This is a genomic window from Ottowia beijingensis (assembly GCF_042680925.1).
In the GTDB taxonomy this organism is placed as follows: domain Bacteria; phylum Pseudomonadota; class Gammaproteobacteria; order Burkholderiales; family Burkholderiaceae_C; genus Ottowia; species Ottowia beijingensis.
On the sequence record NZ_JBHUEP010000006.1, the window covers coordinates 1 to 24194 of the forward strand.

General features: G+C 69.3%; 19 protein-coding genes. 18 read left to right on the forward strand and 1 reads right to left on the reverse strand.

Going from position 1 to position 24194, the window contains the following annotated elements:
- The 10 genes from ACFSCU_RS07120 to ACFSCU_RS07165 all read left to right on the forward strand — a co-directional run.
- The coding region (locus ACFSCU_RS07120) for a type II secretion system protein GspD (RefSeq protein WP_377560269.1) at positions 1 to 1581 on the forward strand (1581 nt) is incomplete at its 5' end.
- Positions 1582 to 2028: 447 nt separating this feature from the next.
- Positions 2029 to 2460 carry a hypothetical protein gene (locus ACFSCU_RS07125; RefSeq protein WP_377560270.1) on the forward strand — a complete coding sequence of 144 codons (432 nt, stop codon included), beginning with the start codon at positions 2029 to 2031 and terminating at the stop codon, positions 2458 to 2460.
- 178 nt (positions 2461 to 2638) lie between these two features.
- The gene (locus ACFSCU_RS07130) at positions 2639 to 4237 is read left to right on the forward strand and encodes a hypothetical protein (protein ID WP_180549957.1); all 1599 of its coding nucleotides are present in this window, start codon (positions 2639 to 2641) and stop codon (positions 4235 to 4237) included.
- 543 nt (positions 4238 to 4780) lie between these two features.
- Positions 4781 to 5773 (forward strand): peptidylprolyl isomerase, encoded by a 993-nt coding sequence (locus ACFSCU_RS07135; protein WP_180549956.1) that lies wholly within the window; start codon positions 4781 to 4783, stop codon positions 5771 to 5773.
- A gap of 47 nt (positions 5774 to 5820) precedes the next feature.
- Positions 5821 to 6627, forward strand: a complete 807-nt coding sequence (locus tag ACFSCU_RS07140; RefSeq protein WP_377560271.1) for an ABC transporter permease — start codon at positions 5821 to 5823, stop codon at positions 6625 to 6627.
- Between the two features lie 88 nt (positions 6628 to 6715).
- Positions 6716 to 7009: a BrnT family toxin gene (locus tag ACFSCU_RS07145; RefSeq protein ID WP_308645787.1), complete on the forward strand. Its 294-nt coding sequence runs from the start codon at positions 6716 to 6718 to the stop codon at positions 7007 to 7009.
- Entirely contained in the window at positions 6984 to 7220 is a 237-nt protein-coding gene (locus ACFSCU_RS07150; RefSeq protein ID WP_180549955.1) for a CopG family transcriptional regulator, read from the forward strand. The genes ACFSCU_RS07145 and ACFSCU_RS07150 overlap by 26 nt, the downstream gene beginning before the upstream one ends.
- A 36-nt stretch (positions 7221 to 7256) precedes the next feature.
- Positions 7257 to 8516 (forward strand): ABC transporter ATP-binding protein, encoded by a 1260-nt coding sequence (locus ACFSCU_RS07155; protein WP_377560273.1) that lies wholly within the window; start codon positions 7257 to 7259, stop codon positions 8514 to 8516.
- Positions 8517 to 8525: 9 nt separating this feature from the next.
- Entirely contained in the window at positions 8526 to 9473 is a 948-nt protein-coding gene (locus ACFSCU_RS07160) for a class I SAM-dependent methyltransferase (protein ID WP_257646021.1), read from the forward strand.
- Positions 9461 to 10357, forward strand: a complete 897-nt coding sequence (locus tag ACFSCU_RS07165; RefSeq protein WP_180549954.1) for a class I SAM-dependent methyltransferase — start codon at positions 9461 to 9463, stop codon at positions 10355 to 10357. The genes ACFSCU_RS07160 and ACFSCU_RS07165 overlap by 13 nt, the downstream gene beginning before the upstream one ends.
- A 75-nt stretch (positions 10358 to 10432) precedes the next feature.
- Here ACFSCU_RS07165 and ACFSCU_RS07170 read toward each other — a convergent pair whose 3' ends face one another.
- Positions 10433 to 14248 (reverse strand): methyltransferase domain-containing protein, encoded by a 3816-nt coding sequence (locus ACFSCU_RS07170; protein WP_377560276.1) that lies wholly within the window; start codon positions 14246 to 14248, stop codon positions 10433 to 10435.
- Positions 14249 to 14389: 141 nt separating this feature from the next.
- Here ACFSCU_RS07170 and ACFSCU_RS07175 point away from each other — a divergent pair, with 141 nt between their 5' ends.
- The 8 genes from ACFSCU_RS07175 to ACFSCU_RS07210 all read left to right on the forward strand — a co-directional run bounded on the left by ACFSCU_RS07175 (position 14390) and on the right by ACFSCU_RS07210 (position 24107).
- Positions 14390 to 15502: a glycosyltransferase family 4 protein gene (locus ACFSCU_RS07175; protein ID WP_377560277.1), complete on the forward strand. Its 1113-nt coding sequence runs from the start codon at positions 14390 to 14392 to the stop codon at positions 15500 to 15502.
- Between the two features lie 76 nt (positions 15503 to 15578).
- Entirely contained in the window at positions 15579 to 16472 is an 894-nt protein-coding gene (gene argB / locus ACFSCU_RS07180; protein WP_180549952.1) for an acetylglutamate kinase, read from the forward strand.
- 552 nt (positions 16473 to 17024) lie between these two features.
- Entirely contained in the window at positions 17025 to 17675 is a 651-nt protein-coding gene (gene slmA / locus ACFSCU_RS07185; protein WP_180549951.1) for a nucleoid occlusion factor SlmA, read from the forward strand.
- A 68-nt stretch (positions 17676 to 17743) separates the two neighbouring features.
- Entirely contained in the window at positions 17744 to 18610 is an 867-nt protein-coding gene (locus ACFSCU_RS07190) for a fumarylacetoacetate hydrolase family protein (protein WP_180549950.1), read from the forward strand.
- A gap of 135 nt (positions 18611 to 18745) precedes the next feature.
- On the forward strand, positions 18746 to 19390 hold the full coding sequence (locus ACFSCU_RS07195; protein WP_308645786.1) for a TetR/AcrR family transcriptional regulator: 645 nt from the start codon (positions 18746 to 18748) through the stop codon (positions 19388 to 19390).
- 42 nt (positions 19391 to 19432) lie between these two features.
- Complete coding sequence (locus tag ACFSCU_RS07200; protein WP_377560280.1) at positions 19433 to 21229, forward strand: acyl-CoA dehydrogenase C-terminal domain-containing protein; 1797 nt, start codon at positions 19433 to 19435, stop codon at positions 21227 to 21229.
- Positions 21229 to 21696 carry a DUF2147 domain-containing protein gene (locus tag ACFSCU_RS07205; RefSeq protein ID WP_180551708.1) on the forward strand — a complete coding sequence of 156 codons (468 nt, stop codon included), beginning with the start codon at positions 21229 to 21231 and terminating at the stop codon, positions 21694 to 21696. The genes ACFSCU_RS07200 and ACFSCU_RS07205 overlap by 1 nt, the downstream gene beginning before the upstream one ends.
- Before the next feature lie 11 nt (positions 21697 to 21707).
- Positions 21708 to 24107 (forward strand): 3-hydroxyacyl-CoA dehydrogenase/enoyl-CoA hydratase family protein, encoded by a 2400-nt coding sequence (locus ACFSCU_RS07210; protein WP_377560281.1) that lies wholly within the window; start codon positions 21708 to 21710, stop codon positions 24105 to 24107.
- Positions 24108 to 24194: the final 87 nt, after the last annotated feature.

A 24194-nucleotide genomic window follows, 5' to 3' on the forward strand; every position in this document is an offset into this window, starting at 1 on the left:
GCCCCGGCCGCCGTCCCGCGGCCCGGCGCCGCGCCCACCCCGGGCGCGGCCGGCGCCGCCGCCGCGCCGGCCGGCCTGGGCGAAGGCAGCCCCCTGTTCGGCGCCCTGCGCATCCTGCCCATCGAGCGCATCAACGCCGTCATGGTCGTCACCCCGCGCGCCGCCTATCTGGACGAAGTGCGCTACTGGATCGAGCAGTTCGACCGCCCCAACCTCAACAGCGCCGAGCCGCAGCTCTTCGTCTACAAGGTGCAGAACGGCTCCTCCACCCACTTGGCCGAGCTGCTCAACGGCATCTACGGCGGCACCACCACCCAGCAGGCCGGCGGCGCCACCGGCATCGCCCCCGGCCTCAGCGGGGCCAGCGGCACCAGCGGCAGCGGCGGCAACGTCAACAGCAGCTTCGCCGGCCAGTACGCCGGCAACCGCAACAGCCCGTTCGGCGGCGGCAGCAGCTTCGGCGGCCTGGGCGGCAACAGCTTCGGCAGCGGCAGCGGCCTGGGGGGCGGCCTGGGCGGTGGCCTCGGTGGCGGCATCGGCGGCGGCCTGGGGGGCGGCATCGGCGGCATGTCGGGCGGCCTGGGCGGCCTCGGCGGCGCACAAGGGCAGCAGGCCCAGCAAGGCCCCAACGTCGTCACCACCGTGCTCGGCCAGAACGTGCGCGTCATGGCCGACCGCATCAACAACACCTTGCTCATCCACGCCACGGCGGCCGAATACGAGCGCATCGAAGCCACCCTCAAGCGCCTCGACGTCCAGCGCGCCCAGGTGCTCATCGAGGCCTCCATCGTCGAAGTCACCCTGGGCGACGGCCTGCAGTACGGCCTGCAATGGGCCTTCCGCGGCGGCATCGGCGGCGGCTCGGGCCGCGGCGTCATCGGCGCCAGCGATGCCGACGGCGCGCTGGCCGCCACCGGCGCCTCCGACGGCGGCTTCACCTACACCTTCCGCAACGGCGCCGGCATCTCCGCCGTGCTCAGCGCGCTGGCCAACAAGTCGCTGCTCAAGGTCATCTCCAGCCCCTCGCTGATGGTCATGGACAACCACACTGCCGCCATCCAGGTCGGCAACCAGGAGCCCGTCAACACCGGCACCATCCTCTACACCAACAGCAACACCAGCAGCACCTCCATCCAGTACAAGGACACCGGCGTCATGCTCGGCGTCACGCCCTCGGTCAGCGCCGGCGACCTGGTCACGCTCGACGTCGACCAGATCGTCACCACGCTGGGCAACGACTCCACTTCCGCCCAGACCCGCGGCTACCCCACCTTCATGCAGCGCCAGATCAACTCCAAGGTCGCCGTGCGCTCGGGCGAAACCCTGGTGCTCGGCGGCCTGATCCAGGACAACGTCAACAACAGCAAGTCGGGCGTGCCCGTTCTTTCGGCCATCCCGGTGGTCGGCGCCCTGTTCGGCACCCACAGAAGCAGCGCCAGCCGCACCGAGCTGCTGGTCATCCTCACCCCGCGCGTGCTGCGCGCCGACGACGACGTGCGCGCCATCAGCCGCGAACTGCGCGACCGCATGAAGGGCCTGGTCGAGCCCGCCACCGTGCCGGGTCAGCGTTTGGTGCCGTAATCAGCCTCCAGCGCCCGCCCAGCCTGCGGCAGGCGCTATTGTTTTTGCATGATCAACCGCCTGCCTCAGCACACCGCTCTCACTCCCTCCCCCGCTGGGGGAGGGCCGGGGTGGGGGCCTGCAGCGCATCCCGCTCGCCGGCCTTGTCCAGCGCCGCCAGCCCCTCACCCCAGCCCTCTCCCCAGAGGGGCGAGGGAGCAACAGCCGCCTGCGCTGCGCAGAGGCCCTCTCTCCCGCCTGCGGGAGAGGGCAGGGCTGAGGGTGACTCGCTCCCTCCCCCGCTGGGGGAGGGTTGGGGTGGGGGCCGGCAGCGCATCACCATCCGCCGGCCTTGGCCAGCGCCGCCAGCCCCTCACCCCAGCCCTCTCACCAGAGGGGCAGGGGGCAACAGCCCGAGCCAGCTTGCCGACTCCGTTTTTTGAATCAACCTGAAAGGAAGCCTTCCCCATGACCCACCCCCTTCCGTCGCCCACCCCCCGCCGCGCCGCGCTGGCCGCCCTGCTGGGCGCCGCCGCGCTGGCGCTGGCCGGCTGCGCCGCGCTGCAGCCCAAGACACCCGAGCAGCAAGTGCAGCAGCGCGCCGAAGCGCGCTGGGCCGCGCTGGTCGCCGGCGACTTCGACAAGGCCTGGACCTACACCCAGCCCGGCTACCGCGCCATCGTCCAGCAAAAGGACTACCGCAAGCGCTTCAACAGCGCCGGCCAGTGGCGCGGCGCGCAAATCCACCAGGCCACTTGCGAGGCCGAGCGCTGCACCGTGCGCATCCGCCTCACCACCCGGGTGATCGTCCCGCCCTTTGCCGGGCAGGACATCGTGGGCGCCATCGACGAGCAGTGGGTGCGCGAAGACGGCCAGTGGTGGTTCTACCAGGCCCTGTAAACCCCGGTGCGCCAGGCCAGCCGGGCGCCCTGTTTAAAAAATACAACAAACGACTGCGCAAAAAATCGGTGCCCCCCCGTGGCGCATTGAGTTTCCGCGGGGCGCCGTGGTAGCATCTACACGCATTTCCAAGATTCGCTTGGGTCTTGCAATCTTTTCTATCAATGGAGTCATAGCTATGAAAAAGAGCATTCTGGCGCTGGGTGCAGCAGTCGCCCTGGGCGGTCTTGGCGTTGCCGGCTCGGCGCACGCCGTGGCCTACTTCGGTGCCGGTAACACCGTCGGCCACACCACGCTGGCGGCCAGCACCGCCCTGAGCCTGAACCCCGGCGCCACCGGCCACATGCTGTTCACGCCCTACTTCACGGCGCAGGGCAACATGGGCACGCTGTTCAACATCACCAACACCGACCTGGTGCGCGGCAAGGCCGTGAAGGTGCGTTTCCGCGGCGCCGCCAACTCCGACGACGTGCTGGACTTCACCGTCTTCCTGTCGCCCGGCGACGTGTGGACCGGCTCCGTGGCCAAGGACGCCGCCACCGGCCGCGCCGCCATCAGCACCAGCGACAAGTCCTGCACCATCCCTGACGCCACCGCCTTCCCCGGCGTGTTCAAGACCGACCGCCTGGCTTCCTACCTGGCTGCCGACGTCAAGAACGCCAACGTCAACGAGGGCTACATCGAAGTCCTGAACATGGCCGACATCCCGCCGTTCCTCGACATGGTGGCCGGCGAGGGCGGCACCAAGGCCAACCCGCTGTTCACCAACATCAAGCACAAGGCCGGCGTCGCCCCCTGCGACAACCTGGCCTTCCAGACCGTGCTGAGCACCGACATCGTCGACGCCGCTGGCGCCGAAGCCGCTGGCCTGTTCGAACCCACCGGTGGCCTGATGGGCAGCTGGGCCGTGTTCAACCAGTCCGAGCTGGCCGTCTACAGCGGCAACCAGACCGCTGTCGTGGCCCACGCTGGCTGGGGCCAGGATAACGCCCAGACCCCGCTGAGCGCCCGTGGCCGCATTATCTTCGCGCCTCAGGTCGGCTCGCCGGTCGGTGTCGTGGTGGACGGCGTGACGGCCGACCCGCTGCTGCGCGGCGCCGCGCCGCTCATCCAGCCGCTGTGGTTCGACCTGCCCGACATGTCGACCCCGCTGGACCAGGCCGTCGCCGGCGCGATCGACCAGGCCCGGAACCTGTCGACCGCCCTGTGGCGCTCCGCCGTGTACAACGACTACGTGGCCACGGCCGCCGGCGCTGCGGTGCCGATGTCGACCGACTGGGTGGTGTCGCAGCCGACCCGCCGCTACCACGCCGCCGTCAACTACGGTGCCTCCGCCTCCGCCTCGGCCCTGGTGTGGAACGCCGACATGGCCAACAACGCCACGCCGACGACGACCACGGCGCCTACCCTGGCGCAGAACATGTACGCGCCGCTGTCGCTGAACAAGACGCTGGCCATGGGCCCGCAGGCCTGCATCATGCTCAACTTCTCGTCCGCTGGCCGTGAAGAGCAGTTCCAGGTCGCCGGTGGTGGCTTCTCGCCCGGCGTGAGCCTGCCGAACTGCGGCGAAGTGTTCACCGTCAGCTTCGGCGCCACCTCGGTGCTGCAGGGCGCGGTCACCAACACCCGCGTCAACCCGGTGTCCACCGAAGGCTGGGCGCGCCTGGCCCTGGGCGCTGGCCGTCTGCCGATGGTCGGCTTCGCCGCCACCTCGATCGTCAACACGGCGACCAACGGCAACTACGGTCTGACCCTGCCGCACCGCTGGGTCGACTGATCGAAGCCGGCCTGCGGGCCGGGCCGGCGCGCTGGTACAGGCGCTGGCCCGATGCACCAGGTCCTTCGCCAAGGGCGGGTTTTCGAACCCGCCCTTTTTTTTCGCCCGCGTTTTTTCGTCCTTGCTTCCGTCGCCGTTTTTTGGCCCTCGCGTTCGCTCTCGCTTGCGCTGCATGCCCATCCGACATTTGCTCCTGAATAAAACCCGTGGGAGCGGCCTTGGCCGCGATGGCCCAACCCGTGGGAGCGGCCTTGGCCGCGATGGGGCGCCTCGCTCGCCGGTCAGGCCGATCGCGGGCAAGCCCGCTCCCACCAGGGGGGTTGGCGCCCCGGGCCACGCCAACCCGTGGGAGCGGCCTTGGCCGCGATGGCCCAACCCGTGGGAGCGGCCTTGGCCGCGATGGGGCGCCTCGCTCGCCGACCAGGCCGATCGCGGGCAAGCCCGCTCCCACCAGGGGGTCGGCGCGCTGTGTTTCATGCCGGTATGATGGGCGCTTTTTTCCGGCCGCCGACGCGCGGCCCCGCACACCCCATGAATGATTCGATGTCTGGCCCCCGCTTTTCGCGCCTGGCGGCGCTGGCGCTCGGCGCGGCCCTGCTGAGCGGCCCGCTGGCCGCCGCCGCGCAGTCGGCCGCCCCCGCCCCCGCGGCCGCTGCCCAGCCGGCGCCGCGCTTCGGCGCGCCCGCCGACGTGCTGGCCTCCGGCCCGGCCGGCGCCGTGACGCGCGCCGAGATGGAGCAGCTGGTGGAGCAGCTGGTGCCGGCCGAGAACCGCGCCATGTTCTGGGTCTCGCCCGACGAGGTGCGCCGCTTTGCGCGCGGCCAGTACGTGCAGCGCGCCCTGGCCGCGCAGGCCCGCCAGGCCGGCCTGGCGCTGGACGCGTCGGCGGCGGCCGAGCCCGCACTGGCGCGCGAGCGCGCGTTGGTCGAGCACTACATGCAGCAGCGCGTGGCCGCCGAGATGCCCGACGCGCAGGCGCAGGAGGCCTATGCCCGCTCGGCCTACCGCGCGCAGCCGCAGCGTTTTGTCGTGCCCGAGGAGGTGCGGGTGCGCCACATTCTGCTGACGGTGGAGAGTGGCGGCAGCGACGACGCGGCGGTGAAGGCCGAGGCCGAGCGCCTGGTCGGGCAGCTGCGCGGCGGCGCCGATTTTGCCGCCCTGGCGCGCGCGCATTCGGCCGACCCGGGCAGCGCCCAGCGCGGCGGCGAGCTGGACTGGTTCGCCCGCGGCCGCATGGTGCCGCCCTTCGAGGCCGCGGCTTTCGAGCTGAAGCAGCCGGGCGACGTGAGCGCGCCCGTGAAGACGCCCTACGGCTACCACGTCATCGAGCTGCTGGGGCGCAAGCCGGCCGAGCAGAAGTCCTTCGAGCAGGCGCTGCCCGAGCTGCGCCAGGAGATCGCGGCGCAGATCAACCAGCGCGTGCGCCGCGGCCTGTGGGAGCAGGCCGAGGCCGACGCGCAGCTGGACGAGGCGGCGCTGAAGAACCTGATGGCCGATCACTTCACCCCGATCACGCCGACCCTGCCCAGGCCTTGAACCGTCGCCGCCTGCGGCCGGCGTGCCACCCGCCCCCCCGGACATAGATGCTGCTGTCGCCCCTGCGCGCCGAATGCCGCCAGCTGTGGCGCCTGCGCGGCCTGCTGGCGGTGCTGACGCGGCGCGAGATCGCCGCGCGCGTGGCCGGCTCGGCCGGCGGCCTGCTGTGGGTGTGGCTGCCGCCGCTGCTGACGGTGGCGGCGTATTACCTGGTGTTCGACCTGGTGTTCGGCATGCGCCTGGGCGCGGCGGCGCCGACGGCGCGCGTGGGCACCTACCTGATCGTCGGCATGCTGGCCTGGATGGCCTTTGCCGACGCCGTGCAGCGCGGCATGGGCAGCCTGCTGGAGGCCGGCGGCATGCTGCAGAAGAACCCGCTGCCGGCCGGGCTGTTCCCGGCGCGCGCGGTGCTGGCCAGCGGTGCGGTGTTTGCGCCGCTGATGCTGGCGCTGATCCCGCTGTACGCCGGCGTGCACCACTTCAGGCCCGGCGTGTGGGCGCTGCTGCCGCTGCTGGCGCTGCAGGGCGTGCTGGCGCTGTTGGCCGGCTACCTGCTGGCGATTCTGGCGGCGGCGCTGCGCGACGTGCTGCAGCTGGTGGCGGTGCTGCTGTCGCTGGGGGTGTTCTTGTCGCCGGTGCTGTTTCCGGTCGAGCTGTTTCCGGCCGGCTGGCGCTGGCTGCTGTGGCTGAACCCGATGACGGGGCCGATCCTGGGCTACCAGTCGGCGCTGCTGCAGGGCGCCTGGCCGGGCCGCGAAGTGTGGCTGGCCCTGGCCGTGTGGCTGGTCTTGCTGGCCGGCCTGTTGTCGCTGGCGCTGGCGCGCAGCCGCGACCAGCTGGCGGACTGGTTGTGAGGGCGCGGCCCGGTTTCGACGATGATGCACCGGGGCATCGCGATGGCTGTGTATGGCTTTATAGCCATACCCGTGATATGCTGAGAGCGTGCGTGAACCGAGCTTTGAGTGGGACGAGGCCAAGAATACTGCGAACCAGCGAACGCATGGCGTGTCGTTCCACGAAGCGCAGCATGCGTTTCTGGACCCGCGGCGCGTCATTGCCGAAGACTTGGCGCACAGCCAGCTGGAGCAGCGCTACTACTGTTTTGGCGTCAATAGCGATGGAACAGGTGTCCTCACCGTCCGGTTCACTTATCGCTCGGGCCGCATCCGGATCATCGGTGCGGGCTACTGGCGCAAGGGAAAAGCTGTCTATGAACAAGCGAATTCAATACCGTGACGAGCCGCTGGGCCCGATCCGGCTGGTGCCGGACTTCCTGCCGTCGCCCGAGGAACTGGCGCTCAAGAACGAGCAGACGAAGGTGACGATCGCCCTGAGTTCGGAGAGCGTCGATTTTTTCAAGGAAGCCGCGCGCAAGCACCACATGCAGTATCAGAAGATGATCCGGCAACTGCTCGATGAATACGTTGCGCGGCACAAGCGGTCTTGATTGCGTGGCGCAAAGCGCACCAGGACGGTCGGCGCGGTGACCGAAGCCGCCCCCCATCACACCCACCCGCTGCCGCTGCGCCTGGCCGGCGTGGGCAAGGAGTACAAGCTGTACGACTCGCCGCGCGCGCGCCTGAAGTCGCTGCTGACGGGCCGCGCGCTGCACCGCAGCCACTGGGCGCTGCAAGGCGTGTCGCTGGAGCTGGCGCGCGGCCAGTGCCTGGGCGTGGTGGGCAGCAACGGCGCCGGCAAGAGCACGCTGCTGAAGCTGATCACCGGCACGCTGCAGCCGAGCTGCGGGCAACTGGCGCGCAGCGGGCGGGTGACGGCGATTCTGGAGCTGGGGGCGGGCTTTCACCCCGAGTTCACGGGGCGGCAGAACCTGTACTTCGGCGGCAGCCTGATCGGCATCCCGGCCGAGCAGATGCGCGCGCTGGAGCCCGAGGTGCTGGCCTTCGCCGAGATCGGCGAGGCGATCGACCGGCCGGTGAAGACCTATTCGTCGGGCATGACGGTGCGGCTGGCGTTCGCGCTGGTGACGGCGGTGGAGCCCGACCTGCTGATCATCGACGAGGCGCTGGCCGTGGGCGACCAGCATTTCCAGAAGAAGTGCGTGGAGCGGATCGAGCAGTTCCGGCGCAATGGCTGCACGATCCTGTTCTGCTCGCACAGCCCGTACCACATTCGCCATCTGTGCGACGTGGCGCTGTGGCTGGACGCGGGGCGGGTGATGGAGTTCGGGCCGACCGAGTCGGTGCTGGGGGCGTACGAGAAGCATTCGCGCCTGCTGGACACGGCCGGCAGCGCGGCGCCGGCGGCAGCGTCTGCCACGCCCTCACCAGCCGTGCCGCCGCTGCCGTACGAGCGCGGCCCCGAGTCGGCCATGATCCTGTCGTGTGAACTGGCCGGGCTGACCGAGCCGGATGCGGACGATGCGCCCGGCGCGCCGCGCGTGCTGCAGGCGCGTGACCTGGTGGCGACCATCGTGGTGCGTGGCCAGGGCGAGGAGCGGCCCAACATCGGCTTCATGATCGAGCAGGATCGCGGGGTGGGCATCACGTCGCTGGCGACGCACGAGGAGGGCGCGGCGCCCACGCCGCTGGGCGATAGGACGTGGCGCTCGGTGCTGACGTTTCCGGACCTGCCGTTGCACACGGGCGACTACGTGATCAGCGTGTTCCTGTTCGACGAGAGCGGCCTGGTGACCTACGACCTGTGGTTCAAGTTCATGACCTTCCGCTTCGTGTCGCCGACCTTGATGCCGGGGCTGGTGCGCCTGCCCCATACCTGGAGTTGAATCGTGAGCATGGTGTTGCAGCAATTGCTGGCGGCGACGGCGGCGGGGCCGGTGCCCGAGGCCGATGCGCGGGAGGCGCTGGCCCGCGGCCAGGCGCTGCTGGCGGCGGGCGACCGCGACGGCGCGGCCGTGGCGCTGCGCGTGGCGGCGATGGTGCCGGGCACCCAGCTGGCGGCGCACAACCTGATCGAAACGCATGGCCTGCCGGGTGCGTTTGCGCCCTGGATGGGGCTGGATGCCCACATCGACCCGGCCGATGACGTGTTCGGCTTCTTCACCGGGCATGGCACCTGGTCGAGCCCGCTGCGCGACTACCTGGCCGACGGCTGGCGCACGCTGTCCGAACTGCTGCTGCTGCTGGAGGGGGCCGGCCACCGCCTGTCGGGGTGCAGGCAGGTGCTGGAGTTCGCCAGCGGGCACGGCCGCTTCACCCGCCATCTGGTGAAGGCGCTGGGGCACGAGCGGGTGACGGTGTCGGACGTGGTGCCGGGGGCGGTGGCGTTTTCGACGGCGCAGTTCGGGGTGCGGGGCTTTGTGTCGACATCGGAGCCTGCAGCGTTGGCGTGGCCGGGGCGTTACGACCTTGTGTTCGTGCTGTCGCTGTTCAGCCACCTGCCACGCGCCACCTGGGCCGCATGGCTGCGCAGGCTGTGGGACGCGGTGGCGCCGGGCGGTGTGCTGGTGTTCACCACGCACGGCGACTTTGCCGCACAGCGGGCCGGGGTGACGCTGGACGAGCAGGGCTTTCAATTCGTGGCGGCGAGCGAGTCGACGGCGATCGATGTGCAGGAGTACGGCACGGCGTTCACGTCGCCGGGGTTCGTGCAGGCGCAGATCGAGGCGCTGGTGCCGGTGCCTGCGCGCTGGTCGGTGGAGCCGGCATGGTTCTGGGCGCACCAGGATGCCTTCGTGCTGCAACGGCCGGACGCCGAAGGAGCGGGGGCATGGGCGGTCTGACAGCGGATTTCGATGACCGGCAGGCAGCGCTTTATCTGGCGCAGGGGCAGGCGGCATTGCAGGCCGGCGATGCGCCGGCGGCGACCGCGGCGCTGACGGCGGCGCGCGGTCACCCCGTCACCCGGTTGGAAGCGCACAACCTGATGGAGCGCCACCAGCTGCCGGGAGCGTTCAGCGAGTGGGTAGGGGTGAACTGCGAGGTGTCGCCGCAGGATGACATCTTTCGCTTCTTTGCGGGGCATCCGACGTCTGTGAACCCGCTGCGCGACTACTTCGCCGATGGCTGGCGCACGCTGTCGGAACTGATGCTGTTGCTGGAATCGGTGCAGCGGCCGTTGCTGGGCGCCGGGAGCTTTCTGGAGTTTGCCAGCGGCCACGGGCGCTTCACGCGGCACTTGGTGAAGGCGCTGGGCGCCGAGCGGGTCACGGTGTCGGATGTGGTGCCGGACGCGGTGGCCTTCGCCCGCGACACGCTGGGCGTGCCGGGCTTCCTGTCGGCCGCCCGGCCCGAGGACGTGGCTTGGCCCCGGCGCTATGGCGTGGTGTTCGTGCTGTCGCTGTTCAGCCACCTGCCGCGCTCCAGCTGGGGCCGCTGGCTGGCGCGCCTGGTCGATGCGGTGGAGCCTGGCGGGCTGCTGGTGTTCACCACGCACGGCACCGAGGCGGCGCGGCGCGCCCGGGTGACGCTGGATGCCGAGGGCTACTTCTTCGCGCCATCGAGCGAATCGACGGCGATCGACGCGCAGGAGTACGGCACGGCGTTCACCGACGAGCGTTTCGTGCAGGCGCGCATGGCCGAGCTGGCTGGGCCGGTCGAGGTGCTGCGCTGGGCGCCCATGTGGTTCTGGCACCATCAGGATGCTTGGGTGGTGCGGCGTCGCTGATTATCAATGAAAAACGGCCGCGGCGCTTGTCTGGCAAGCGCTGACAGCTATTAGTGTAATAGCGAATCGGCAGCGTCAGCGTTGCAGCCAGTTCTTGACGCGCCGCTGCCAATGCGCCGGGATGGCCCTGGCCACGCCAGAGAGGACGGGCAGCGAACGCAGGCGCGCCAGCGCTGCCACCAGCGGCCCACCCCCCCCTGCTGCGGCAAGGGTGCCTTCGCCCGGGCCGGGCAGATGCGCGGCCAGCGTGGCGCGGTCGGGCAGGGTGGCGCTGGCGCCCGCTGACGGCAGTTGCCGCAGGTAGTCGCTGCGGTACCAGTCGTGTGAAACCACCGCCGGCGGCACGTGGCCGTCGGTGGGCACGATGGTGAAGACCGGGGCGGGCGACTGCCCAGCGGCGAAATGGCGCTGGCGGATGTCGGTGAAGAAGGCCAGCCAGTCGGCGGCGGGGGTGTCCCAGGGCTGGACCCAGGTCCAGCGGCGGCCCTGCAGGCGTTCGGCGAAGGCGCCGATGTCGGGCGCCACCACCGGCCAGCCGCCCAGCAGGCAGGCGCTGAGGGTGTAGCTGTAGGTTTCGGGCCACAGGGCGGGGAACCACACCACGTCGGGCTGCAGCCAGTGCAGCAGGTCGGGCAGGTCTTTTTCGTCGTAGCGGCCGTGCACGGTGAGGTGCGCGTGCGGCTGGGTCTTGAGCGCGCGGTAGCCGTAGCCGATGAGGTGGAATTCGACCGGCGCGCCCTGCCTGCGGGCGGCGATGGCGACGTCTTCCAGCAGGTCGGCGCCCTTGATGGTGCTGAGCGCGCCGATGACGACGATCTTGAGCGGGCGATCACCGGCCAGCGGCGGCGGGTTGGGCGCGGGCAGGGGCGCGGCCGGGTCGATGTCGGTGTGGGGCACCAGCCGCAGCGCGGCGCCGGGCACGTGGCTGGCCAGGCGCAGCAGCACGTCGCGCGCCGGGCCCATGACGAAGCGGGCGCCGTTCAGGAACTCGGCGTGGCGGGTGCGCCAGGTGAGGATGTCGAGCCCTTCGGGCGCCGGCGATTTGGCCAGGCAGTCGGTGCATTGCTGCACGCCGAGCTCGCCGCAGTAGCGGCTGTCGCGCTGGGTGAGCGAGATCTGCGGGCAGATGGTGAAGTAGTCGTGCGCGGTGAAGTCGTAGCCGACGCCCAGGCGCGCGGGCAGGCGGGCGATGTGCTCGCCGTGGCCGAGCAGGTGGTGGTAGTGGATGTGGACGACGCCCAGCTGGCGCAGCAGGGTGATGAGCTGCTCGTATTCGTCGGCCAGAGAGAAGACCAGCTCGAAGCTGTCGCCGGCATCGGGCAGGCGCAGGCTGACACGCTGGCCGGGCAGGGGGCGCAGCACCAGGAACCGGGCGCGCTGGCGCAGGGTGGCGGCGAGTTCCTGCACGTGGCGTTCGGTGCCGCCCTGGCGGTCGTGCAGCACGGCCAGGATGAGGGGGCCGCTGCCGGCTTGCACGCGGGCGATGTCGACCATGGTGCGGGCGAGCCGTGCCGGGTCGGCCTGCACGAAGGCGAGCACCTCGCTTTCGTAGCGGGGGTGCAGGCGGCGCAGGGTTTCCATGGCGGCGCGCTCGCGCGGGCTTTTGCTGTCGCCAAAGCTGACGCCGCCGAAGTGGCGCACGAAGGCGTCGAGCAGGTGCAGGTTGCGCCAGCCGGCCTTGGCGGCGCGGATGCAGAAGTCGTTCTCCTCGCCGTAGCCCTTGCCGAAGTTCTCGACGTCGAACAGGCCGACGTCGGCCAGCGCGGCGCGGCGGATGTACATGCAGAAACCGACGCCGGTGGGCACGTCGACCACCTGGCCGGGGTTGGTGCGGGCGAACAGGGCGTCGAGCCGGGCGGTGTCCCAGCCGTCGGGCAGGTCGTTGTCGTGGCAGAAGCGCGGGTAGCTGCAGATGGTGGCGTTGTTGGAAAACGGGGTGACGCTGGCCACCTTCTGGTCGCCGTAGGCGGCGGCGCGGATGCGGTCGAGCCAGTCGTTGGCCACCTCGGTGTCGCTGTTGAGCAGCAGCACGTCGTGCTCGCCCGACAGCGCCATGCCGCGGTTGACGGTGCCGACGAAGCCCAGGTTCTCGGGGTTTTCGAGCAGGGTGATGCGCTCGTCGCCGGGGGCGAAGGCGCGCAGCCAGTCGGTGACTTCGGGCTCGGGGCTGGCGTCGTTGATGACGATCAGGCGCCAGGGCGTGGCGCAGCGGGCGGCCAGCACCGATTCGAGGCAGCGGCGCGTGTCGGCCAGGCCCTTGTAGACGGGCACGATGATGTCCACCGGCTGCGGCGGCGGGGTCAGCGGCTGCGGCGCGGGCCGTTCGGCCGCGGCGGGGCGGGCGGAGCCGGTGCCGAGCAGGCGGTCGAGGCGCATCTTGGCGTGCACGATGGGGCGGGTGGCGCGGAACACGGTGGAGTTCTCGATGTCGTGCACCAGCTGGCGGGCCTCGTCGCGCTCCTGGGCCAGGCTGCGGGTGGTGCTCAGCAGCGCCTGCTTCTGCTGGCGCAGGTGATCGTTCTGCTGGCGCAGGTGATCGTTCTGCTCACTGAGGCCGTGTGACTGCTGGGTGAGCGTGTCGATGGTTCGCAGCATTTCCTCGCGTGAGCGATTGAAATCCTGTTGCTTTGCGCGTTCGGCGTGCAAGGCCATCTCCGCCTGGGCGATGCGCTGCTGCGCCAGACCGGCCAGCGCCAGGTAATCCGCCGACATGGGCCAGCCGAGATCGATTTCCAGTTGCCCGCCCCCAGCCTGCGCCAGAGCCGCAGGGGGAATCGGCAGTTCGATCCACGGATCGCTGCCGTGGAGCAGCAGCGAAAACGGCGCACCCGGCCAGGCCGGCGGATGGGCGACGATGCCGCTGTTCGGTGCGCCCAGCAGCAGCGCCGCATCGGCGGGTGACCATTGCCAAACGGTCTTGCCGTCTGCGCCAAGCAATGCGATGCCGTGGAGGTGGAGGAAGCCGGGGCGGTCGGCCGGGTCAAGCTTGAGCGCGTCGGGCGCCGGCTCCGGCAGCGTGAAGGCCAATGTCTGGCGTACCTGACCGATGGTGCCGGCGGCAGTGAACTTGCGCGCTTCGTCGAACTGCCCGTTGAAGCCCAGATACAACTCGGCGGTGAACAGCGCCTGCGCCGGCAGGGCACTGGCGGCAGCTTCTGCGGCCGGTGCCGCTGTGACAGCCTCTTTGGCCGAAGCGGGGCGCGCGACGACGATGAACTGGTAGGTCAGCGCGTCCGGCAGGGCCAGCAGATGGCGCGCCACGGCCGGGGGCAGGGCGTCGAACGCGACGTTGAACTCGGAATCCGGCAGCTGCCGCGTGATGACATCGGCCTGCACATCGATCCAGCCGTGCTCGCGCAGAAAGCGCATCAGCGTGCGCCGGGTGAAGAAGCGCACATGCGTTTCGTCCAGCAGGCCTTCCTGGCGGTAGCGGAACTCGCCGGCCATCAGCTCGGCCACCAGGCCGGCATAGCCGGCGTTCGGGATGGACAGCAGCAGGCGGCCTTCGGGCGCCAGCAGCTGGCGGCATTCGGCCAGCACGCGGGGCGACTGGCGGATGTGCTCCAGCACGTCGGCGCAGACGATGGCGTCGTAGCTCTGGGCGGGGAACAGGTCGCTCAGGCGGGCGTTGTCGAGGTCGGCCACCTCGACGCGGCGGTAATGCGGGGAGGCCAGGCGGGCCTCGTCGGCGCTGATGGTGAGGCCGTCGATGACGGTGGTGCCGGCGCCGTCGCGCTGGGCCAGGTAGCGCCCGATGGCACCGCTGCCGCAGCCCAGGTCGAGCACCCGTGCGCCGGGCGCGATGTGGCTGGTGAGCACGGAAAGGGAGGTGCGTTCGCTGCTGTCGATCTCGCGGTCGTAGATGTGCAGCGCGGAGGAAGAATCGACCATGAAATCGGACAGAGCGTGGAGGCCGGTAGCCAAGCGCCCAGCGGGCCTGGCAGGTGAGCGGATGCTACCATGCGGGGCTTTTCGCACGCTTTCGGGGCATCCGTTCCGGGAGCCTTGGGCGGACCGCCTTTTCTTGCACGAATGATCTCGCTGGCGCTGCTTGCCTTTGTGGTGTCCCTGGTGGCGACACTGTGGGTGCGCCGGCTGTTCCGCCGCCGCGCGGCGCGCTATGCCGACGACGCGCCGCAGCGCTTTCACTGGGGCGAGACGCCGCGCCTGGGCGGGCTGGGCCTGCTGGCGGGCTGGGCCATCGCCCTGGCCGCGCTGCCGCTGCTGCAGCGCGCCCACATGGCGGGCAACATCGACAGCGTGAAGCTGCACCTGGGCACCTGGCTGCTGATGCTGCTGCCAGCCTTCGTGGGCGGCGTGCTGGAGGACATGACCCAGCGCCTGCGGGTGAGCTGGCGCCTGCTGCTGACGCTGACCTCGGGCCTGCTGGCCTGGGGCGTGCTGGGCGTGTCGGTGCCGCACCTGGGCTTCGGCTGGATCGACCCGTACTGGGGTGCCTGGCCCTGGCTGGGCGTGGGCGTGGCGGTGCTGGCGGTGACGGGGCTGCCGCACGCCTTCAACATCATCGACGGCTACAACGGGCTGGCGGGCGCGGTGGCGCTGGTGGTGTGCCTGGCGCTGGCGCACGTGGCGCTGCAGGTGGGCGACCGCGAACTGGCGGCGGTGGCGATCGCCCTGGCGGCGGCCACGGCCGGCTTTCTGGTGTGGAACTACCCGCGCGGGCTGATCTTTGCCGGCGATGCGGGTGCCTACTTGTGGGGCCTGCTGATCGCCGTCATCAGCCTGCTGCTGGTGCAGCGCCACCCGGTGGTATCGCCGTGGTTCCCGCTGCTGCTGCTCATCTACCCGGTGTGGGAGACGGTGTTCTCGATCTACCGCAAGCTGTGGCGCGGCGATTCGCCCGGCATGGCCGACGCGCTGCACCTGCACCAGCTGGTGTACCGGCGCCTGGTGCGCAGCGTGCTGCACGAGGACGAGGCCAGGAACATGCTGGCGCGCAACAACCGCACGGCGCCCTATCTGTGGAGCTTCATCGTGCTGACGGTGGTGCCGGCGGTGCTGTTCTGGCGCTACAGCGGCGTGCTGCTGGGCTTTTGCGTGCTGTTCGCCATCAGCTACGTGGCGGCCTACGTGATGCTGGTGCGCTTCAAGGTGCCGCGCATCCTGCAGCGCCCGCGCGAGTGACTGCAGCGCCCGTGCGAGTGACGCGGCCGCTTCACTATCATTGCCATCGTCTCAACCTCCAACCGGCCCATCCGACATGAGCACTGATCTCTCCGCCCTGGCCCCGCGCGACAAGGCCCAGATCCTGGCCCAGGCGCTGCCGTACATCCGCAAGTTCCACGGCAAGACCATGGTCATCAAATATGGCGGCAACGCCATGACCGACCCGGCGCTGCAGGCCGCCTTTGCCGAGGACGTGGTGCTGCTCAAGCTGGTGGGCATCAACCCGGTGGTGGTGCACGGCGGCGGGCCGCAGATCGAGACCGCGCTCAAGCGCCTGGGCAAGGAGGGCAAGTTCATCCAGGGCATGCGCGTGACCGACGCCGAGACCATGGAAGTGGTCGAGTGGGTGCTGGGCGGCGAGGTGCAGCAGGACATCGTCGGCCTGATCAACCAGGCCGGCGGCAAGGCGGTGGGCCTGACGGGGCGCGACGGCGGGCTGATCCATGCCCGCAAGCTCAAGATGCTGGACCAGAAGGACCCGAGCGTCGAGCACGACGTCGGCCAGGTGGGCGACATCGAGCAGATCGACCCGTCGGTGGTGAAGGCGCTGCAGGACGACCAGTTCATCCCCGTGGTCAGCCCCATCGGCTACGGTGCACAGAACGAGAGCTACAACATCAACGCCGACGTGGTGGCCGCCAAGCTGGCCACCGTGCTGCAGGCCGAGAAGCTGCTGATGCTGACCAACATCCCCGGCGTGCTCGACAAACAAAGCCAGCTGCTGCCCGAGCTGACGCCGCGCCGCATCGACGAGCTGGTGGCCGACGGCACCATCTCCGGCGGCATGCTGCCCAAGATCGCCGGCGCGCTGGACGCCGCCAAGAGCGGCGTGAACGCGGTGCACATCATCGACGGCCGGGTGCCGCACGCGCTGCTGCTGGAAGTGCTGGGCAACGAGCCGTTCGGCACCATGATCCGCTCGCACTGACGAGGGCAGCCGCTCGACGGGCGGAAAAAGCTTGATCAGCAACAAGTCTCACACAGCGTTGTAGGAGCGGGCTTGCCCGCGATGAGGCGCCTCGTCGCAACCACCGCTTGATCGCGGGCACGCCCGCTCCCACACAGCGGGATGCGGTCGGCGCATCATCTGATTTCCGTTTCCGCCTCGAGACGTCAACCATCGTCATCCCGGCGAAAGCCGGGATCCATGCGCTGCTCACGCGCGTCGTCTGGATTCCGGCTTTCGCTGGAATGATGAGATTCATGTCGTTTCGATCTGGGAATGGAATGAGATATCTTGATGATGAATCAAAAAAGATAGCTGCTGACGCCCGCTGATAAAGGTTTTCATGTCGATTTCTCTTGAAAACGTTGCAGGGCAAGCGCAAGCCACTATAAAAAATATACCGATGCAGCGCGTCCCGCGCTGGCGCGTGGCCGTCGGGCAAGCGCTCACTTGCATGCGGCGCGGGCGCGACAGGGCCGCACTTGTCATTGGTCCATCCTGTGGCAGAATCATTTGGAAACATTTGAGCCCGCCATGCAGCCTGCCACCGACCCTTCCGCCGCACCTGCCCTGGACGAAGCCGCGCCGGGCGCGGCAACGCGCAAGCGCCCCAAGCCGGGCGAGCGGCGCGTGCAGATCCTGCAGGTGCTGGCGCAGATGCTGGAGCAGCCCGGCGCCGAGCGCGTGACCACCGCCGCGCTGGCCGCCCGGCTGGAGGTGAGCGAGGCCGCGCTGTACCGCCACTTCGCCAGCAAGGCGCAGATGTTCGAGGGGCTGATCGACTTCATCGAAAGCACGGTGTTCGGCCTGATCAACCAGATCAGCGAGCGCGAGGCCGATGGCCGCGCCCGCGCCGCCCGCATCGTGGCCATGGTGCTGCAGTTCGGCGAGAAGAACCCCGGCATGACCCGCGTGATGGTGGGCGACGCGCTGGTGTTCGAGCACGAGCGCCTGCAGCAGCGCATGAACCAGCTGTTCGACAAGCTCGAGGCGGCGCTGCGCCAGTGCCTGCGTGACGGCGCGCCCGCGGCCGATGCCGGCACGCTGACGCCCGACGCCGATGCGCAGCTGACGGCCTCGGTGCTCACCGCCTTCGTGGCCGGGCGCCTGCAGCGCTTTGCGCGCTCGGGCTTCCGGCGCCTGCCGTCCGAACAGCTGGACGCCTGCATCGCCCGGATGCTATAAGCCGGGAAGCTGCCAGCGCCCGATGGACGGGCCCTGAAGGCTGATTCGATGCCTGAAAGGGTCTGCGCATGAAACTGCTTCGCTACGGCCCGCCGGGCAAGGAAAAGCCCGGACTGCTGGACGCCGATGGCCGCCTGCGCGACCTCTCCGCCGTGGTGCCCGACATCGGCCCGGCGCAGCTGGGCGATGCGGCGCTGGCCAGATTGCAGCGCCTGAACGTCGACAAGCTGCCGCTGGTCAAGGGCACGCCGCGCCTCGGCTGCCCGGTGGCCGGCATCGGCAAGTTCATCGCCATCGGCCTGAACTACGCCGACCACGCCGCCGAGTCGGGCCTGCCCGTGCCCAAGGAGCCGGTGGTCTTCACCAAGGCCATCTCCTGTATCCAGGGGCCGGATGACGACGTGATGCTGCCCAAGGGCTCGAAGAAGAGCGACTGGGAGGTGGAACTGGGCGTCGTCATCGGCCGCACCGCGCGCCACGTGGCGCTGAAGGACGCGCTGGCGCACGTGGCCGGCTACTGCGTGGTCAACGACGTGAGCGAGCGCGCATTCCAGATCGAGCGCGGGGGCACCTGGGACAAGGGCAAGGGCTGCGACACTTTCGGCCCCATCGGCCCCTGGCTGGTGACGCGCGACGAGGTGCCCAACCCGCAGCGCCTGGGCCTGTGGCTCGACCTGAACGGCCAGCGCATGCAGACCGGCGACACGTGCACCATGGTGTTCGGCGTGGCGCGGCTGATCAGCTACGTCAGCCGCTTCATCACGCTGGAGGCGGGCGACGTGCTGACCACCGGCACGCCGCCGGGTGTGGGCATGGGGCTGCGCGATGCGCAGGGCCAGCCGGCACCGCGCTACCTGAAGAAGGGCGATGTGATGACGCTCGGCATCGACGGCCTGGGCCAGCAGCGCCAGCGCGTGGTGGCGTTCAAGGCATAGGCAAGTCAGAACTGCGCGCCTATACGGGTGCAGGTATTAATTCAGGGTAAACACCCATGTTCGCGGGGAATGAAGCGCTTGGCGCCCTCCAGGGGATAGGGCAGAATAGAACGACCGTTCGTTTTATTTCAAGCCGTGTCCCGTACCCCGCCGCTCACCATCGCGCCTGCGCCGCAGGCCAGGGCCCGTGCCTTGCCGAAGGGCCAGCAGACCAAGGCCGCCATCGTCGACACGGCGCTGCGCATGGCCGCGCAGGTGGGGCTGGAGGGCCTGTCCATCGGCGCGCTGGCCGAGGCCATGGAGATGAGCAAGTCGGGCGTGTTCGCGCACTTCGGCTCGCGCGACGAACTGCAGATCTCGGTGGTGCGCGAATACTACGCCCGCTTCGAGCGCGAGGTTTTCCAGCCCGCGATGGAGCAGCCGCGCGGCCTGCCGCGCCTGCAGGCGCTGTTCAAGCACTGGATGCGCTTCACCAGCGCCGAGCTGGATTCGGGCTGCATCTTCATCAGCGGCGCGATCGAGTTCGACGACCGGCCCGGGCCGGTGCGCGATGCGCTGATCGAGGCGGTCGAAACCTGGATGGCCGCCTTCACCCGCGCCATTGCCCAGGCGCGCGAGCAGGGCCACCTGGCGGCCGATGTCGACGAACACCAGGTCGCCTTCGAGATCCACGGCCTGATCCTGGTGCTGCATTACGAAGCCCGTTTCCTGCAACGCCCGGGCGCGCTCGAGCGCGCCGTCCAGGGCTTTCACAACATCCTGGCGCGCTACCGTGCCTGATGCCCCTTCAACCTCTCGCCTTTCTTCTGGAGCGATTTCGCCATGCCCATCTACACCCCCCCGCTGCGCGACATGCAATTCGTGATGCACGAGGTGCTCAACGTCGTTGACGAATTCAAGGCCCTGCCCAAGCACGCCGACCTCGACGCCGACACGCTGAATGCCGTGCTGGAAGAAGGCGGCAAGTTCGCCGCCGAGGTGGTGCAGCCGCTCAACCTGCGCGGCGATGCCGAGGGCTGCACGCTCGACAAGGCCACGCACGAAGTGACCACCCCCACCGGCTTCAAGGACGCCTACGCCCAGTTCGTCGAAGGCGGCTGGGCCGCGCTGTCGTGCGACCCCGAGTACGGCGGCCAGGGCCTGCCGCTGCTGATCAACCAGTGCTTCTACGAGATGCTGAACAGCGCCAGCCAGGCCTGGACCATGTACCCAGGCCTGTCGCACGGCGCCTACGAGGCGCTGCACGCGCACGGCACCGACGAGCAGAAGAAGACCTTCCTGCCCAAGCTCGTCAGCGGCGAATGGACCGGCACCATGTGCCTGACCGAGCCGCACTGCGGCACCGACCTCGGCCTGCTCACCACCCGCGCCGAGCCGCAGGGCGACGGCACCTATCGTGTCACCGGCAACAAGATCTTCATCAGCGCCGGCGAGCACGACCTGGCGCCCAACATCATCCACCTGGTGCTGGCCCGCCTGCCCGATGCGCCCAAGGGCAGCAAGGGCATCAGCCTGTTCCTGGTGCCCAAGTACCACGTCAAGCCGGACGGCAGCCTGGGCGAGCGCAACCCCATCTTCTGCACCGGCCTGGAGCACAAGATGGGCATCCACGCCAACGCCACCGCGCAGCTCAGCCTGGACGGCGCCATCGGCACCCTGGTGGGCGAGCCCAACAAGGGCCTGCAGGCCATGTTCGTGATGATGAACACCGCGCGCCTGGGGGTCGGCAACCAGTCGCTCGGCCTGACCGAAGTGGCCTACCAGAACGCGCTGGCCTACGCCAAGGAGCGCCTGCAGATGCGCAGCCTGTCGGGCACCAAGGCCAAGGACAAACCGGCCGACCCGATCATCGTGCACCCCGACGTGCGCAAGATGCTGCTGACGGCCAAGGCCTACGCCGAGGGCGGCCGCGCCATGGCCATGTACGGCGCCATGATCGCCGAGAAGGCGCACCACCACCCCGACGACAAGGTGCGCAAGGACAGCGAGGAAATCCTGGGCCTGCTCACGCCCATCGTGAAGGCCTTCCTGACCGACAACGGCTTTGCCGCCACCAACCACTGCATGCAGGTGTTCGGCGGCCACGGCTACATCCACGAGACGGGCGCCGAGCAGTTCGTGCGCGACGCGCGCATCAACATGATCTACGAAGGCACCAACACCGTGCAGTCGCTCGACCTGCTGGGCCGCAAGATCCTGCAGAACCAGGGCGCCACGCTGAAGAAGTTCGGCAAGCAGATCGAGGCCCTGATCGCCGAGGAAGGCGTGAACGAGAAGATGGCCGAGTTCATCAACCCGCTGGCCACCCTGGCCGACCAGATGACGAAGTTCACCACCGAGATCGGCTTCAAGGGCTTCGTCAACGCCGACGAGGTGGGCGGCGCCAGTGTCGACTACCTGCGCGTGGCGGGCCACCTGGTGTTCGGCTACTTCTTCGCGCGCATGGCCAGCGTGGCGCTGAAGAAGATCGGCGAAGGCAGCACCGACCCGTTCTACACCGCCAAGCTGCAGACCGCGCGCTTCTACTTCGCGCGCCTGTTCCCCGAGACCGCGAGCCTGATGCGCACCGCGCGCTCGGGCGTGGCCAACCTGCTCGACACCGACGCGGCGCTGACATGATGGATTTCAAGCCAAATCGGGCTTCAGCGCCCGACCATAAAGCGCTGGCAGCTATTGTATTGATAGTTTTCGGCGGTGCGGCGCACGCCCAGATGACCCCGGTGGGCACCTGGCGCAGCATCGACGACGCCACCAAGGAGCCGAAGGCGCAGGTGGTCATCACCGAGGCCAACGGCGTGCTTACCGGCCGCATCGAGAAGGTGCTGAAGAAGGATGCCCAGCCCGGCGCCGTGTGCGACAAGTGCGAAGGCGACCGCAAGGACAAGCCCATGGAGGGCCTCGAAATCATCCGTGGCGCGAAGAAGGCCGAAGGCAAGGACGTGTGGGAAGGCGGCCGCGTGCTCGACCCCGAGAAGGGCAGCGACTACCGCCTGCGCCTGACGCCCATCGACGGCGGCCAACGACTCGAAGTGCGCGGCAGCATCGGCCCCTTTGGCCGCACGCAAACCTGGACGCGCGTCCAGTGAAGGAATCCACCATGTCCCGATTCAACGTCAAGAAAGTCGCCGTGCTCGGCGCCGGCGTGATGGGCGCGCAGATCGCCGCCCATCTCGTCAACTGCAAGGTGCCGGTCATCCTGTTCGACCTGGCCGCCAAGGAAGGCCCCAAGAACGCCATCGCGCTCAAGGCCATCGACAACCTGAAGAAGCTCAAGCCCGCGCCGCTGGGCGTGGCCGAAGACGCCGAGCTGATCGAGGTCGCCAACTACGACGACGACCTGAAGAAGCTGAAGGGTTGCGACCTGATCATCGAGGCCATCGCCGAGCGCATGGACTGGAAGAGCGATCTGTACGCCAGGATTGCCCCGCACGTGGCCAAGCACGCCATCGTGGCCAGCAACACCTCGGGCTTGTCGATCACCCGCTTGAGCGAAGCCCTGCCCGAGGCGCTGCGTCCGCGCTTCTGCGGCATCCACTTCTTCAACCCGCCGCGCTACATGGTGCTGGTGGAGCTGATCGCCACGCCGACGACGCGGCCGGAAGTGCTGGACCAGCTCGAGGCCTTCGTCACCACCGCGCTCGGCAAGGGCGTGGTGCGCGCCAAGGACACGCCCAACTTCATCGCCAACCGCATCGGCATCGCCGGCATGCTGACGACGATGAAGGAGGTCGAGAAATACGGCCTGACCTTCGACGTCGTCGACGACCTGACCGGCAAGCGCCTGGGCCGCGCCTCAAGCGGCACCTTCCGCACCATCGACGTGGTGGGCCTGGACACCGTGGGCCACGTCATCAGGACGCTGCAGGACAACCTGGACGAGAAAATGGATTCGTTCTACGGCAGCTTCGGCACGCCGCCGGTGCTGCAGAAGCTGATCGAATCCGGCCACCTGGGCCAGAAGGCGAAGGCCGGCTTCTACAAGAAGCAGGGCCGCGACATCCTGCGCTTCGACCTGGAACAGGGCGAGTACGTGCCCAGCGGGGAGAAGGCCAACGAGGTCTACGGCCGCATGCTGCGCAAGCCCGCGGGCGAGCGCCTGAGGCTGCTGCGTGACAGCGAAGGCCCGCAGGGCCAGTTCCTGTGGGCCATCCTGCGCAACGGCTTCCACTACGCCGCCGTGCACCTGAAGGACATCGCCGAGACCGCACGCGACGTCGACCAGGCCATGCGCTGGGGCTTCGGCATGAAGCAGGGTCCGTTCGAGCTGTGGCAGGAGGCCGGTTGGCTCGACGTGGCGAAGATGGTTCAGGAAGACATCGACGCCGGCAAGGCGCTGAGCAAGCAGCCGCTGCCCGAGTGGGTGTTCAAGGGCCCGGTGGCCGAGGCCGGCGGCGTGCACACCGAGCAGGGTTCGTGGAACCCGACCACGGGCCAGTTCGAGCCGCGCCGCCAGCTGCCGGTGTATGAGCGCCAGCTGTTTCCCGAACTGCTGCGGGGCGAGGCCGGTCCGCGCCCCGACACGGCCGGCAAGACGCTGCTGGAGACCGACGCCATCCGCGTCTGGACGCTGGACGACGAGGTGGTGATCGCCACGCTCAAGACCAAGATGCGCGCCATCAGCCCTGACGCGGGCGAGGGCCTGATGGAAGCCATCAACCTGGCCGAGGCCGACTACAAGGGCTTAGTTGTCTGGCCGGGCGACGACCCGTTCAGCGTCGGTGCCGACCTGCAGGCCATGCTGCCCGGCTACGTGGCCGGCGGCGCGGGCCTGGTCGATTCGATGGAAAAGGAACTGCAGGAGCTGATGCTGCGCCTGCGCTACGCCAACGTGCCCACCGTGGCCGCCATCCGCGGCATGGCGCTGGGGGGAGGCTGCGAGATGGCGGTGCATTGCGCGAAGCGCGTGGCCATCATGGAGAGCTACATCGGCCTGGTCGAAGTCGGCGTGGGCCTGGTGCCGGGCGCCGGCGGCCTGGCCTACATCGCCCGCCGCGCGGCCGAGAACGCGCAGGCCAGCACCGGCAAGGACCTGCTGCCCTTTCTGACCGAAGGCTTCACGGCCGCCGCCATGGCCAAGGTCGGCATGAGCGCGCTGGATTCGCGCAAGCTCGGCTACCTGCTGTGGAGCGACACCATCGTGCCGCACAAGGACGAGCTGCTGTACGTGGCCATCCAGCAGGCCAGGGCGATGTACGAAGGCGGCTACCGCCCGCCGCTCAAGCGCCTGTTCCCCGTGGCCGGGCGCGACGGCAAGGCCACCATTACCGGCCAGCTGGTGAACATGCGCGACGGCGGCTTCATTAGCCAGCACGACTTCGACATCGCGCTGAAGATCGCCCACGTGGTGACTGGCGGCGACGTCGACCCCGGCACGCTGGTGAGCGAGGAATACCTGATGACGCTGGAGCGCCAGGCCTTCACCTCGCTGCTGGGCCATCCCAAGACGCATGAGCGGATCATGGGGATGCTGGCGACGGGCAAGCCGGTGCGTAACTGATCTGCCCGTCCCGCTCCTTCCCCCTCTGGGGGAAGGCTGGGATGGGGGCCACCCCACATGCAACACCAGACTACGCTTTCCGCTCGT